The 12,402-nt window shown below is 60.4% G+C and carries 12 protein-coding genes; 8 read left to right on the top strand and 4 right to left on the bottom strand.

The annotated features are described in order from the left end of the window. Positions 1–36 precede the first annotated feature (36 nt). A complete protein-coding gene (locus tag FJ490_RS21905; RefSeq protein WP_140729440.1) occupies positions 37–1,017 on the top strand; it encodes a LysR family transcriptional regulator in 981 nt (326 codons plus the stop codon). Here the strand turns inward: FJ490_RS21905 and FJ490_RS21910 are convergent. Genes FJ490_RS21910 through FJ490_RS21920 form a run of 3 tightly spaced genes read right to left on the bottom strand, consistent with a single transcriptional unit; the run spans position 1,004 to position 3,742 of the window. Beyond that, positions 1,004–1,804: a M55 family metallopeptidase gene (locus FJ490_RS21910; RefSeq protein WP_140525154.1), complete on the bottom strand. Its 801-nt coding sequence runs from the start codon at positions 1,802–1,804 to the stop codon at positions 1,004–1,006. The two genes, FJ490_RS21905 and FJ490_RS21910, sit on opposite strands and share 14 nt — an antisense overlap. Positions 1,805–1,806: 2 nt before the next feature. Continuing rightward, positions 1,807–2,835 carry a P1 family peptidase gene (locus tag FJ490_RS21915; protein ID WP_140515179.1) on the bottom strand — a complete coding sequence of 343 codons (1,029 nt, stop codon included), beginning with the start codon at positions 2,833–2,835 and terminating at the stop codon, positions 1,807–1,809. A 16-nt stretch (positions 2,836–2,851) separates the two neighbouring features. Continuing rightward, complete coding sequence (locus FJ490_RS21920) at positions 2,852–3,742, bottom strand: D-amino-acid transaminase (RefSeq protein ID WP_140498074.1); 891 nt, start codon at positions 3,740–3,742, stop codon at positions 2,852–2,854. Positions 3,743–4,003: 261 nt separating this feature from the next. Here FJ490_RS21920 and FJ490_RS21925 point away from each other — a divergent pair, with 261 nt between their 5' ends. The 7 genes from FJ490_RS21925 to FJ490_RS21955 all read left to right on the top strand — a co-directional run bounded on the left by FJ490_RS21925 (position 4,004) and on the right by FJ490_RS21955 (position 11,255). Beyond that, on the top strand, positions 4,004–4,321 hold the full coding sequence (locus FJ490_RS21925; RefSeq protein ID WP_210239482.1) for a metalloregulator ArsR/SmtB family transcription factor: 318 nt from the start codon (positions 4,004–4,006) through the stop codon (positions 4,319–4,321). Continuing rightward, positions 4,318–4,806 (top strand): SRPBCC family protein, encoded by a 489-nt coding sequence (locus tag FJ490_RS21930; protein ID WP_140497330.1) that lies wholly within the window; start codon positions 4,318–4,320, stop codon positions 4,804–4,806. Before FJ490_RS21925 ends, FJ490_RS21930 begins: the two co-directional genes overlap by 4 nt. A gap of 75 nt (positions 4,807–4,881) precedes the next feature. Beyond that, on the top strand, positions 4,882–5,295 hold the full coding sequence (locus FJ490_RS21935; protein WP_140515177.1) for an MAPEG family protein: 414 nt from the start codon (positions 4,882–4,884) through the stop codon (positions 5,293–5,295). A gap of 378 nt (positions 5,296–5,673) precedes the next feature. Next, positions 5,674–7,122: a TolC family protein gene (locus FJ490_RS21940; protein ID WP_140515176.1), complete on the top strand. Its 1,449-nt coding sequence runs from the start codon at positions 5,674–5,676 to the stop codon at positions 7,120–7,122. A gap of 40 nt (positions 7,123–7,162) precedes the next feature. Beyond that, positions 7,163–9,295, top strand: coding sequence for a type I secretion system permease/ATPase (locus FJ490_RS21945; RefSeq protein ID WP_140564444.1), 2,133 nt, complete (start codon positions 7,163–7,165; stop codon positions 9,293–9,295). A gap of 45 nt (positions 9,296–9,340) precedes the next feature. Beyond that, a complete protein-coding gene (locus FJ490_RS21950) occupies positions 9,341–10,630 on the top strand; it encodes an HlyD family type I secretion periplasmic adaptor subunit (RefSeq protein WP_140497322.1) in 1,290 nt (429 codons plus the stop codon). Continuing rightward, positions 10,620–11,255: a ribbon-helix-helix domain-containing protein gene (locus tag FJ490_RS21955; RefSeq protein ID WP_140515174.1), complete on the top strand. Its 636-nt coding sequence runs from the start codon at positions 10,620–10,622 to the stop codon at positions 11,253–11,255. The genes FJ490_RS21950 and FJ490_RS21955 overlap by 11 nt, the downstream gene beginning before the upstream one ends. Positions 11,256–11,383: 128 nt before the next feature. On the opposite strand, the gene FJ490_RS21960 is transcribed toward FJ490_RS21955, so the two are convergent. Continuing rightward, positions 11,384–12,352: a transglutaminase-like cysteine peptidase gene (locus FJ490_RS21960; protein ID WP_140628857.1), complete on the bottom strand. Its 969-nt coding sequence runs from the start codon at positions 12,350–12,352 to the stop codon at positions 11,384–11,386. Positions 12,353–12,402 lie beyond the last annotated feature (50 nt).

Consider the following 12,402-nt stretch of genomic DNA (forward strand, 5'->3'; position numbering starts at 1 on the left):
TGGATCAATGCTCGAACGCAGTGGAGGAGAGGCCGCGTGGAAATCAAATGGCTCGAAGATTTCGTGACGCTTGCAGAAACCTCGAGCTTTTCGCGGGCAGCCGAAATCCGCAATGTCACCCAGTCGGCCTTCAGTCGGCGCATCAAGCAGCTTGAGACGTGGCTCGGAGCACCGCTCATCAGTCGTGCCACCATGCCGGCCGAACTGACATCGGCCGGACGCAATTTTCTTCCGATGGCGCAAGACGCCATCAGGATGTTCTATTCGGTGCGCGAGTCTCTGCGCCCGCCTGCGGAACAGGGGCTTGTACGCTTTGCGGCCCTTCACACATTGACCATCACGTTCTTTCCGGTTTGGCTGCGGGAGGTACAGCGGAACACTCGCACCTTCGGCACATCCTTCATGGCTGACAGGGGTGGCATCGAGGCGAACCTGGCTGCACTGACCGATGGCGAAACCGACTTCTTCCTGACCTATGCGCACCGTGAAGTGCCGTTTCACCTGGATCGCGACAAGTTTTCTCATCTGGCTATCGGATCGGATCGGCTCATCCCGGTCGCGGCGCCGGAACTGCGCTTCGACAAGTCGACCGTGCCCGCGGCGGGCATTCTGGACAGTCCGGAAACGGCAAAGCGAGCTTTGCCCTATCTGGGCTATGGTTACAGCTCTTTCTTTGGTGTCGCCCTCGGAAAACTGTTCTCGAAGCACTCGCCGTTCCGGCGTCAGACAGTGCATGAAAGCACAATAAGCGCCGGACTCAAGGAACTTGCGCTGACCGGCGCGGGCATCTGCTGGCTGCCAGAAAGCCTCGTCGAGAACGACATCTCCAATGGAGCCCTTGTCATCTGTTCGAATGACAGCACATGGACGCTCGATCTCGAGATACGATTGTATCGCAGCTCGGAGAAGACGCGAAGCACCATGGTAGAGGCTCTTTGGCAATCATCCAAGGCGCTGGCGCAAACGTCGAAGCCCGCCGCACCAGCCGCAGGCACAGCGACCTTCAGCTCTTCATGAAGCGGAAGGCGCGCAGCACCTCGAAATAGTCGTTCGATGCAAAGGCGACGGCACGTGGCCCGTGCCGGCGCACTCCGGGATACCAGGAAGCGCGATAGGCATCGACGGGATTGCTGAATTCGATGATGATCTCGACCCTTTCCGGCATTGACGGCAAAGCTTGCCGCGCCCTGTCGCGCAACGCCCTTTCAACGCCCTCGCATATTGCGCCGCGCGCCGCCGCAGGCGCCAGGGAGATGGTGGCCGCGCCGATGCCTTTGAGGGTTTCGACAGTGGCTATCCCCGGGACGAGGGCTCTGGCGTCCGCGCAAATGCCTTCGTCGCCGGAAAGAAATACCGAGCGCACGCCATAGCGCGCGGCGCACAACGCATTCAATGTGAATTCGGACGCTGTTTCGCCATTCAGGATCAGCCGCGATATTCGCAATGTCGATGTGTGTGCAAGCGGGTTGTCCTCGACGCCGGCCTTGGAATGGTAGCCGGTATAGAGCGCGGCATCGAAGCTTTCATCGATCCCGAACATCATTGCGTCCGGATGTCCCGACCAGCCCCTCACGATGCGCGCGAAAGGCGGCATGCGTTCGAGAATAAGGTTGCGCCCGCTGTCATGCGCATCCTTGATCATGATTTCGGTGGCGCCAGCGGCTCGCGCTCCTTCGCAGGCGGCCAGGACCTCCCCGGTCATCAGTTCGCGGAATTCCCTGTGGTCGGCATGCGTTCTTTCCGCCTCGTCCCAGGATTGAATGCCCGCGGTGCCTTCGATATCGGCCGAAATGAAAATCTTCATGCTCAAAGGGGCTCCTTCAGCCAGTCGGTCAACGCCGGAATCCTGCGTCTATTTCGTCCAACCACGCCTTGCGCGGCGCACAGGGCGTTCAGAACGGCCTCGACCGTGGTTTCCACAACCGCTTCGAAAACGAGGTCGATGTATCTGTCATCGACACGCGAAATCGAAATGAACGGTGAAGGCGAGACGTGCGGCAGAGGATCGGCGGTCGTGAAGGCGATGGCGATATCGCCACTGCCGTGTCCCCAATACGAACCGAGGCGGGCAATGCCGGCGCCGGCCCGGCTGGCGGCACGGTTCAATTGCCGGTCGTCAAGAGGAATATCCGTGCCGAGAATGATGATGATCGACCCGCTTTCAGGCTCGCCGAGCCCTTTGGGATCGGCTCTGCGGCCATCCGGGAGGACAAGATCCCCTGCCCTGCCGAAATTGGACAACACCAGAGCGCCAAGCGTGAAGGCGCGAGACCCGATCTCGACAGACCTGGACGCGCTGCCGATACCCGCCTTGAAGCCAAACGACGTCATTCCGGTGCCGGCGCCGATGCTGCCCTGTTCGACCGGACCGGCGCTCGCGGCATCCAGCGCCGCTTCGGCGTCATGCCGGGTGACCGCCATTGCCTGAATATCATTGATGCCGCCGTCGTTGCATTCGCAAACGACGGGATTGACCGTGCTGGTCTTGCGCCCGATCTCCGGGTTGGCGGCAATGGCACGCTTGATCAGCGCCTCCGCACATGGTGCGACCGAGAACGTGTTGGTCAGAAGGATCGGCGTTTCGATCGTGCACAGTTCGGACAATTGCATGAGCCCGACGGACTTGCCGAAACCGTTGATGATATCGACCGCCGCCCTGACCTTGGATCTGAACAGGTCGCCGCCATGGGGCAAGACGGCGGTGACGCCTGTCGCAAGTCCGTCGGCGATGATCGTCTTATGGCCGACCAGGACACCCGGCACGTCCGTGATCGCATTGTTCGGGCCGGGCGGCAGCCGCCCCATGCAAAGGCCTAAACGCCGTGCCGCGCCCATTTTCACATCCCACTCATCAAGCAAGGGCCGCTCTTCCGGCCGCATGCCCGTTCATCTCTGCAAAAGCTGTCTGGACGTAAATTTCCTGCAGGCGGCGTGTCAATGGACCAGGTTGGCCGTTTCCGATCCTGTGGCCGGCAATACGGATGACGGGGGTGACCAGGCTCGAGGCGGAGGTCAGGAACGCTTCCGCCGCCGAAAACGCCTCCTCTGGCGAGAACGCACGCTCTTCAAACAAAATGCCCTGGTCTTCACATAGACGCGCCACTGCTCGCCGCGTACAGCCGGGCAGGATGGCTTGAGAATTGGCGCGAGTAATGACACGGCCGTCGTGCGTAACGATGAAAGCCGTCGCCGATGCGCCCTCGGTCACCTGTCCACCCTCGACAAACCAGACATCATCGAAGCCTTTCTCGCTTGCAGCATGCTTTGCCAGAACCTGCCCCAGCAGCATGACAGTCTTTATGTCGCGCCGCGCCCAGCGCGGATCAGGCGCCAGGTCGACGGCGACGCCTTCGGCCTGAGCCTTGGTTCCTACGAGTTTGCGGGCGCTTGTGAAGGCGACCATGGTCGGCTCAAGATCATCGGGAAACAGGAAATTGCGCTTGGCTTCGCCGCGCGAAATCTGGAGATAGACCGTTCCTTCATCCAATCCGTTGAGCGAGATCAGTTCCAATTGAATGGCTTCTATCTCAGGCAGCGTCACGGGCATGGGAATACATATCTCGGCAAGCGACCGCTGGAGACGATTGAGATGGAAATCATTGTCTATCAGCCTGCCGCCCATCACGGCGGTCACCTCGTAGACCGCGTCTGCAAAGAGGAACCCCCGATCGAAGAGACCGATGCGCGCCTCGTCTTCGGGCATGTAACGCCGATTGCAATAGACTTGCGCCACTTTGGCCATCCTCGATCCCAGCATCAACTGACTGCTCGATAAATGCCAAGGCAGGTCGGCAAAGACCAATTCAAAAAATGCAATTCGGTATGCCGATACCGTCAAAGCGCAACGGGCACTCCCTGCGACGGCCGCATGATTCACGCCACGAGACGGCGCAGGTCGCTGAATGGTTTCCTTTAATCCCGCGGAGCCGAACGGGGGCTTGGACGACGCATCGTTGACCTCCCGATATTGACAGGTCGCGGCCATCGATTTAAGTTCGCGTTAGTGGCTACTAACGCGAACTACTGGACAGCGCTCGGAGATCCGACAAGGCGCACGATCTTCGAACTGCTGGTCGAACAGCCCTGTTCGGTCAGCGGACTTGCTCGTGCCCTGCCTGTAACCCGGCCGGCCGTCTCTCAGCACTTGAAGATACTCAAGGCTGCCGGGCTTGTGGCCGACACGCGCTCGGGCAAAGAACGCATATACCGTATCGATCAGGATGGGCTGGCAGGCCTGCGCGCGGAAATCGACCAGTTCTGGAGCAAGACCCTGGCGGGCTACAAATTAGCCGTCGAGTATCCAAAAAAGGACCAAGTATGAGTAAGGACCCTGCACTCGCGCCCGTAAGGCATTTCGTCGTTGTCGAGGCATCCATTGCGCGTGCCTTCAAGGTTTTCACCGAGGATTTCGGGAGATTCAAACCTCGAGAGCACAATCTTCTTGCCGTTCCGATCGCAGAAACGATCTTCGAACCCCGGGTCGGAGGGCACGTTTACGACCGAGGTGTGGATGGCAGCGAGTGCCGCTGGGCTCGTGTGTTGGCCTACGATCCGCCCAGCCGGCTGGTTCTGAGCTGGGACATCAGCCCTCGGTGGCAGATCGAGACCGACCCGAACAAGACGAGCGAATGGGAGGTCCGGTTCACGGCCGAGACCGAGAACAGAACCCGGGTTGAGATCGAGCACCGGCATTTCGAGCGCCATGGGGAAGGCTGGGTAGGCGTGAGGGGTGCAGTTGATAGCGATCAGGGCTGGCCGCTCTACCTGCAACGGTTCCACGACTTGTTCAACCATCGGACAGCCTGACAACCGCGTTGCAGTTCATGGGGTATGACTCGCAAGCACCGTATCGCCCACTGAGATTCCAGGAGCAGAGACAATATGGAAGTCTATTGGTTAAGCATCCTCGGCGTGCTTACGCTTTGTTTGCTGTCGGTGGTGTTGGCAGTCTATTCCGGTTCGTCCAAGGGATTTGCAGGGGTGCTTTCAGGACCGGTAGTCCCGGCGGACGACCACAACCCGCTCTACAGGATCGACCGCGTCCACATGAACTCGGTTGAGGCGCTGGCGCCCTTTGTCGTGCCCGCGGTGCTGGCGATGATGGTTGGTGTTGGACCGACCACATTGGCGACGCTTGTGGGGCTGCACCTGGCGATACGCCTGATTCATCTGGGAATCTACCTACGTGGCGGAAACGCCGCAAAGGGAGGCAGTGTCAGGACGGTTCTGTACGTTTCGGGAGCGCTGGTTACGCTTGCCCTTATTCTTGTGACTGGATGGGCAGCACTCCATTGACGCGTTATCGGCAGTTATCGGAGGCTACATCCGTTATAGTCCGCGTCCGGCATCCCCGTTCGGCAACAGCGCCACCGTCTCGGCCCAGGCAACTTTCGGGACCATTATGCGGTTTTTTTCAAAAAGTGCCCTAGCCGCTCCAACCAAGGCATTTTTTCGTTGCAGCCGATCGGCATTCTCCCACCCCCATCGGTCCCGCTGTTATGTGTTATTTTTGCTACATGTCGCTGCTCATGACTGGGAAAACCCATTTAGAGTCGCCTAAATTAATATTCGCTCACGTATTTTCTGAATATATCGGGTAATTCGGCAATGGTGGGCCTGGGGTTGGCCCGCTTATGCGCCTTGAGGAAGGCGTTGGGGAAACGGGTGGGCTAAATGAATAGAACTGGCATGTCGGCCATAGGCAAGCGCCTTGGTCTTTTGATGGCGGCTACGATGCTGACTTGCGGGGGGGCGAACGCCCTCACGCTCAAGGAGGCCGTGGCGGTAGCGGTCGAATCCAATCCGGAGATCGGCCAGGCGATAGAAAATCGCGAAGCGATCGAGTTCGAATTGCGTCAGGCAAAGGGCCTCTATTTGCCCAGCGTCGACCTGCAGGCGTCGGCTGGCGCTCGCCGTCTCGACAATTCGTCACGGCGCGCACTCTCGATAGAGGACGACGCGCTTTATCCGGCAGAAACCGACCTGACCGTTTCGCAGACGCTCTATGACAGCGGCGCAAGGCGCGCAGAATTGAACCGCCAGGCCTCCCGCGTCGATGGCGCGTCGTTTCGAGTGCTGGAACGGTCGGAATTCATCGGCCTCTCTGTTGTCCAGGACTACCTCGAATACATGCTCCAGGCTTCGATTGTTGCCGAGGCAAAGAAAAACCTGGGCTTCCATCAAGCAATCCTCCACGACATCCAGGAAGGCATTGCCGGCGGCGGGTTGAACGAAGCCGACCGGCAACAGGCTGAGGAGCGGCTGTTCGCGGCCAAGGCCCGCATGCAGGAAGCGTCGGAGGAACTGGAGGCCGCGCGGATACGGTTTTTCAAGACTGTCGGCAAGCCGCTGACCAATGCAGCGAGGCCGGCTGACGTGTCCGGCACGCTGCCAAGGTCGCTGGACGATGCCTTGGGCCTTGCGCGCGAGAGCAACCCGCGCGTCCACATGGCCAACAGCGATATTGCCGCGGCGGCCTCGCTGGTGGACGCGGCGCGCGCGAAATACGGCCCTTCGATCATTGCCGAAGGCTCTGCCCGGGCGGGCTACGACATTGACGGCGACAATGGAGACGCATCCGATCTGCAGGCACGTCTGGTGTTGCGCTGGAATCTCTATCGGGGCGGCATCGACAAGGCCAATGAGCAGGAGCAGATCCGCCGCACCAGCGAGCAGCGGCTCGCGATGCACCAGGTTCTCCGAGAGATCGAGGAAGCCGTTCGCACGTCATGGGATCGTCGCTTCCGGCAGGCCGATCTGGCCAAGACCCTGAAGCTACAAGCAGTCTCCAACGAAAAGCTGGTCGCGTCCTATCGCGAACAGTTTAAGGTCGGTCAGCGCTCGTTGCTCGACGTGCTCGATGCGCAGAACACGCGATTCAACACCGCGACACTGGCCGACACCGCGTCCTACGCATCCCTTTTCGCGCAATATCGGCTTCTGGCGGCGACCGGGCAGTTGCTGAAAACGATGGACGTCCACCCGCCAAAACAGGCTACGGCATACGCGCGGACCGAGTTCGCCGCGCCGGAAACGGCCGACACCGAAACCTATGCGCGCACGCCCTCGGAACAGAAAAACGACGTGCCGTTCGATATTCTGGCACCGGTCAGGAAAAAATAGGCGGGCCTAAGGATCGATCGAGAGTCCCCGCGGGCGGATCGTGAACCAGCAACCCAACATTCTGTCACCGAAAGAGGCTTTCAAGGCCTGCTTTTCGGCCGTCGCCGCATATCTCGGCCGCCCCAGCGCCGAAACCGTGCTCTTTGCCGGCGTGCCGCTGGCGGAAACGCGCATCGACATCGACGCGATCCGGCATCTTGCCGAGCGCGTCGGCCTTGAAATAACCGAGTTCAGCCATCGCGACTTTGTTCGGGGGCGCATCGACCTCCCCGCGATCGTCTTTCGCGTCAGCCAGCTGCCGGTCGCGCTGCTGGCCGATGGTGAAGCCGGCGAATATTTCACCGCTCCCCAGGAGGACGGGCGCACCACGATCAGCCGGTCGGAACTGGCCAACAGCTATATCAGCGGCGGTGCGTCCTTCTCGATCACCTACGCCAACGCGACGGAGGCCATGAGCGTCGGCTCGGCGCCGAAAATCGAGCGGCGACATTGGCTGACGGGAACGATGGGGCCGTTCTGGCGCACCTATTCGAAGGTTGTCCTGTCGGCGGTGTTCATCAATCTGCTCGCCATCGCCTCGCCGATCTTCACCATGAACGTGTACGACAGGATCCTGCCGAACAAAGCGATATCGACGCTCTGGGTGCTGGCCATCGGCATCGGCGCGGTCATCCTGTTCGACCTGCTGCTAAAGACCTCCCGGGCATCGCTCATCGACTATGCCGGGCGCAAGGCGGATCTGCGCATTTCATACATGCTGTTCGAGAAGGTGCTGAACTCGTCTCTGGCGGCACGGCCGGGCTCGACGGGCGAATACGCAAATCGCGTGACCCAATATGAATTCGTGCGCGAATTCTTCACGTCCAACACCATCAGCGTGTTCATCGACACGGCTTTCGTGTTTGTTTTTCTCCTCGTCATCTATGCGATAGGCGGCTGGCTGGTCATGATACCCGCGCTGGCCTTCGTCGCGTCGGTGATCGTCGGACTGGTCACGCAGCGGCGCATCGGCAAGCGTGTGGCGGCCTCCATGAACGAGGCCTCGCAGCGCCAGGCGCTGCTGGTCGAATCCATTTCCACGCTGGAGACGATCAAGTCGCTGCGCGCCGAAGCCTACCTGTTGCGAAAATGGGGAGAGCATTCCAAAAACGCCTCCAACACCTCCGAGAAGATCAAGCAGCTTTCGGCCGCCGCCGGCAATATAACGCAGGCCATCCAGCAGCTGGTCACCGTCGCGCTGGTGGTGGCCGGCGCCTACGCCTTCTCCGAAGGACATGTCTCCACCGGAGCCATCATCGGCACCGTCATGCTGGCCAGCCGGGCTGTGGCCCCGCTCGGGCAGATCGCCATCACCTTGTCCAGATTGCGCCAGGCCATGCTCTCTTTGCGGATGGTGAATTCGATCATGGCTCAGCCGGAGGATCGTCCGGACACTGTGGGCTTCGTCAACCGGCCCATCCGCAACGGCGCCATGGTGTTCCGGAACGTCGGCTTTACCTATCCCGGCTCCGAGAACGAAGTCCTGACCGGCCTGAATTTCTCCGTGAAGCCGGGGGAGCGGATCGGCATCATCGGCCGCATAGGATCGGGAAAGACGACGATGGGGCGGCTGATCGGCAGGCTTTTCTTGCCGAGTTCCGGCGAACTGCTGCTGGACGGCATCGACATCCGTCAATACCACCCCTCCGAGGTTCGCGCCGCCGTCGGCATCGTCGCGCAGGCGAACGATCTGTTTTCAGGCACCATCAAGGAAAATCTTTTGATGGCCTGTCCGGAGGCGACCGATGAGCAGATCGTCGAAGCGGCCAAGGCCGCCGGCGTCGACGATTTCGTCTCCCGCCACCCGCGTGGCTATGACATGAATGTCGGCGAGCGCGGCACCAATCTCTCGGGCGGCCAGAGACAGACGATGGCGATCGCCCGGCTGTTGCTGACGAAACCGAAAGTCGTCTTCCTGGACGAGCCGTCCGGCTCGATGGATCTGGCTTCCGAGCGTCAACTGATCAAGCAGCTCAAAGTGGCTTTCGATCGAAACACCACGCTGATCGTCTCGACGCACCGCTTCAGCATGCTCGAACTTGCCGACCGGCTTATCGTCATCGAGCAAGGCAGGATCGTTGCCGATGGACCAAAGGACCAAGTGATACAGGCGCTGCAGAAAAAAAGCACCTGAAGAACGAAAACTATCAAAGTATTCAATGCGTTGGGGCCGTGGGAAATGCTTGCAAGAGAAGACCGGCCGCCGCTCTTTGCGTCGGCGTCCATATTTATCATAGGTGCACTCTTCGTGTCTTCCGTTGCTTGGGCGTCCTTTGCCGAGGTGGATGAAATCGCACGCGGCGACGGCAAGGTCATACCTGCTTCCAAAACGCAGATCATCCAGGCCAGCGAGCCGGGCGTCGTCCAGGAAATTGCCGTCAAGATCGGGCAGGTCGTGAAGAAGAACGACCTCATCATCCGCCTCGACAATACGTTCAACACCTCCAGCCTTGGCGAGCAACAGGCCAAGGCACGGGCATTACAGACCCGCATTGCACGGCTGAAGTTCGAGCAGAGCGGCGATCTGCAAGGCGAATTTCCATGTCCAGCCGAAATCCAGAAGGTCGCCCCGGAAATCTGCGACAACGAGCAGAAGCTGCTCGTCGCCCGCCGCGACAACTTCGAAGTCAAGCTGTCGGTTCTCAAGTCGCGCCTCGATCAGCGCGAGAAGGAATTGGACGAGGCGACCGCCAATTCCGATCGCCTCACGAAGAATCTGGTCGTCAGCGACCAGGAGGCAAAGCTGGTCGAAGCCATGGTCAAGAAAGGCCTGATGGCGCGAACCGAGCAACTCCGGGTCGAACGCGAGCAGACCGAGCTCAATGGGCAGCTGACGCTTGCTGGAGAAACCACCAAGAAAGCCAAATCGGCTATCACCGAGGCCCAGCTTCAGGTCGACGAGCTCGGCCTGCAGCTGCAACAGGAGGCGCTGAGCGACCTCACGCAGGCGCTGGCTGACCTCTCGGTGGTCGATGAAACCATTCGCGGCGCGACCGACAAGGTGGCCCGCACCGACATCCGTTCTCCAGTCGACGGTATCGTCAACACGCTTGACATCAATACGGTTGGCGCCTTCGTGCAGCCCGGCGCGGTGGTCGCCGGCATCGTTCCGACTTCGGAGACCTTGCTGGTCGAAGCGCGGGTTTCGCCCCGCGACGTTGCCTTCATCCGGCCGGACCAGGAGGCGCTGATCAAGGTCACCGCCTATGATTTCTCGATCTTCGGCGGCATCGAAGGCAAGGTCTCGAACATCACCGCCGACAGTCTCGTCGACCAGAAGACAGGCGAGCCCTATTATCAGGTGCGCGTCGCGACCGACAGGTCGACGCTGACGCGGGATGGCAAGACCTATTCCATCATCCCGGGCATGATCTGCTCCGTCGACATCAAGACCGGCCGCAAGACGATCCTGACCTACCTGCTGAAACCCATCAACAAGGCACGAGAGGAGGCGATGAGTGAACGATAGCGCCACGCCTCCCGCTGTTCTCGAGCGGTTGCTCGTGCCGATGGCCACGGAAGACCTCGGCATGGAGTTCCGGGTTGTCGCGCGCCGCGGCATCCGCCGCGGCATCCGCCTGGAGCGGACGTTCTGGACGTCGCTCAGGCAGATGGCGGAAAGCCGCAAATGCACGATCGGCATGCTTGTCGATGAGATCGCCGAGAGCCAGCCTCCGGCCGGCAATCTGACGTCGGCGATCAGGGTTGCCTGCATTCGTGACTTGACGGAAGAAAACCTGACGTTGAAGAGGCTTGCGTCGATCAGGACGATCACCGCGATACTGGTCGCCTGCCCCTCGCCCGCCTTCGCCCTTTCATCGTCGAAAAAGATCCTGACCTTCAACGCTCCGTTCCAACAATTGGTAAAGCGCCAATTGCCGACGGCGCCGAGCGATGACGGGCGTCAGGATCTCAGGCTGGCGCTCGATCTCAACGTGGCGGACATCTTCGCGCGGCTGGATGCCAATGGCGAGATTCCGGTCGCCAGCGGGTTCGTCATCGGCGCCGGCGAACGCCGATATCGCGGCCAATTGAATGCCGTGCGAGCACCGCTGGTCGGGCAGGACCTGCTGATGGCATTCGTCAGCGGCTAGCAGCAGTTCCAGGAAAAGTGCGAAACGCTTCCCGGGAAAAGCGTGTAGCGCTTTCCCTTGGGAATTGCGCAAAACAAAGAGATAGAGCGGTTCGGCGTTTTCCATAAAAGCCGGCGAACCGCGGTTGCTCACCGACGGGCAAGCGCTCCAGAAGCCGTGTCGGGCTGCAATCCCTCGCCGGGCGCGACGCCTGCAAAACCGCCCTTGATCTCCGCGACCTGCGCGCTGCCCGATCTCGAACCATGGATCCAGGCTCGGTCCGTGCTGAAGGAATAAAGCGGCACATAATCGGGGAGATCGCTGTCGCGCAGCACGGTGTTGTTGAGGCTGTCGAGAATGAACACGCCACTTGCCGTGCTTACCGACAGGACCGCATGGAAGAATCCCCGCCTGCGATCCTGGAGAACAACCAACGCCATGCTTTGCGCGGGGATGCCGGCCCTCAGCAGCGCCGTCATCTTCAGTATGACGAAATCCTCGCAGTCGCCGGCGCGCTTATCGAGCACCTCGGTGGGCTTTGCCCAGTAATCGAGCTTGCCATAGATGACGCTGTCCTTCCTGTAGGCGATCAGGTGATTGATGCCGCTGTTGACGAATGACAGTTTCTCGCTGAACCCTTTGCCCTGTGCCGACGAGATCAGCCTGGCAAAAGCCGCGCTCTTCTGCTCGCAGGCACTGCCCGCCGAGCAGCCGACAATTGCCTGGTAGACCGGTGCCCACCGCGCGGCGACGGGAAAGTTATGCATGGACAACGCGACCGAGCCGAACACGCCGGGGATAATCGTTGCCGTCTTGATGGGATCAATTCCGACATTCGCAGGCGCCGGCGCAACGCCCGCTTGGGCATCGTCGATCGTGTAACTCATGGAAACCAGGTCGGGCTGGTATCCTACCGCCGATCGCCAAGGCTGGAATCTTTCCAGGGAAACGCCGCCCAGGCTGGGCGGCATCCGCACGTCTTCAACAAGCCCGCCGACCGAAGCGGTGTCCTCTAAATGGACGCTCGCGAGCGATGGCTGCGGCAGGCCTGCGAGGCTGATCGTCAGCAAGAGTAGCTTGAGGCCGGCTGTTCCCGGCGCGGTTTTTTCTTTTTTCATAACGCCCACCTTTTGACTGTGGACGGTATCGATCTTGTCTCAAATTATTG

This window comes from Mesorhizobium sp. B2-5-11 (genome assembly GCF_006440835.1).
GTDB lineage: Bacteria > Pseudomonadota > Alphaproteobacteria > Rhizobiales > Rhizobiaceae > Mesorhizobium.

Coding starts and splice junctions, on each gene's coding strand:
- FJ490_RS21935 (WP_140515177.1), top strand. CDS start 4,882: ATGGAAGTCTATTGGTTAAGCATCCTCGGCGTGCTTACGCTTTGTTTG.
- FJ490_RS21960 (WP_140628857.1), bottom strand. CDS start 12,352: ATGAAAAAAGAAAAAACCGCGCCGGGAACAGCCGGCCTCAAGCTACTC.
- FJ490_RS21910 (WP_140525154.1), bottom strand. CDS start 1,804: ATGAAGATTTTCATTTCGGCCGATATCGAAGGCACCGCGGGCATTCAA.
- FJ490_RS21950 (WP_140497322.1), top strand. CDS start 9,341: ATGCTTGCAAGAGAAGACCGGCCGCCGCTCTTTGCGTCGGCGTCCATA.
- FJ490_RS21940 (WP_140515176.1), top strand. CDS start 5,674: ATGAATAGAACTGGCATGTCGGCCATAGGCAAGCGCCTTGGTCTTTTG.
- FJ490_RS21915 (WP_140515179.1), bottom strand. CDS start 2,835: ATGGGCGCGGCACGGCGTTTAGGCCTTTGCATGGGGCGGCTGCCGCCC.
- FJ490_RS21920 (WP_140498074.1), bottom strand. CDS start 3,742: ATGGCCAAAGTGGCGCAAGTCTATTGCAATCGGCGTTACATGCCCGAA.
- FJ490_RS21930 (WP_140497330.1), top strand. CDS start 4,318: ATGAGTAAGGACCCTGCACTCGCGCCCGTAAGGCATTTCGTCGTTGTC.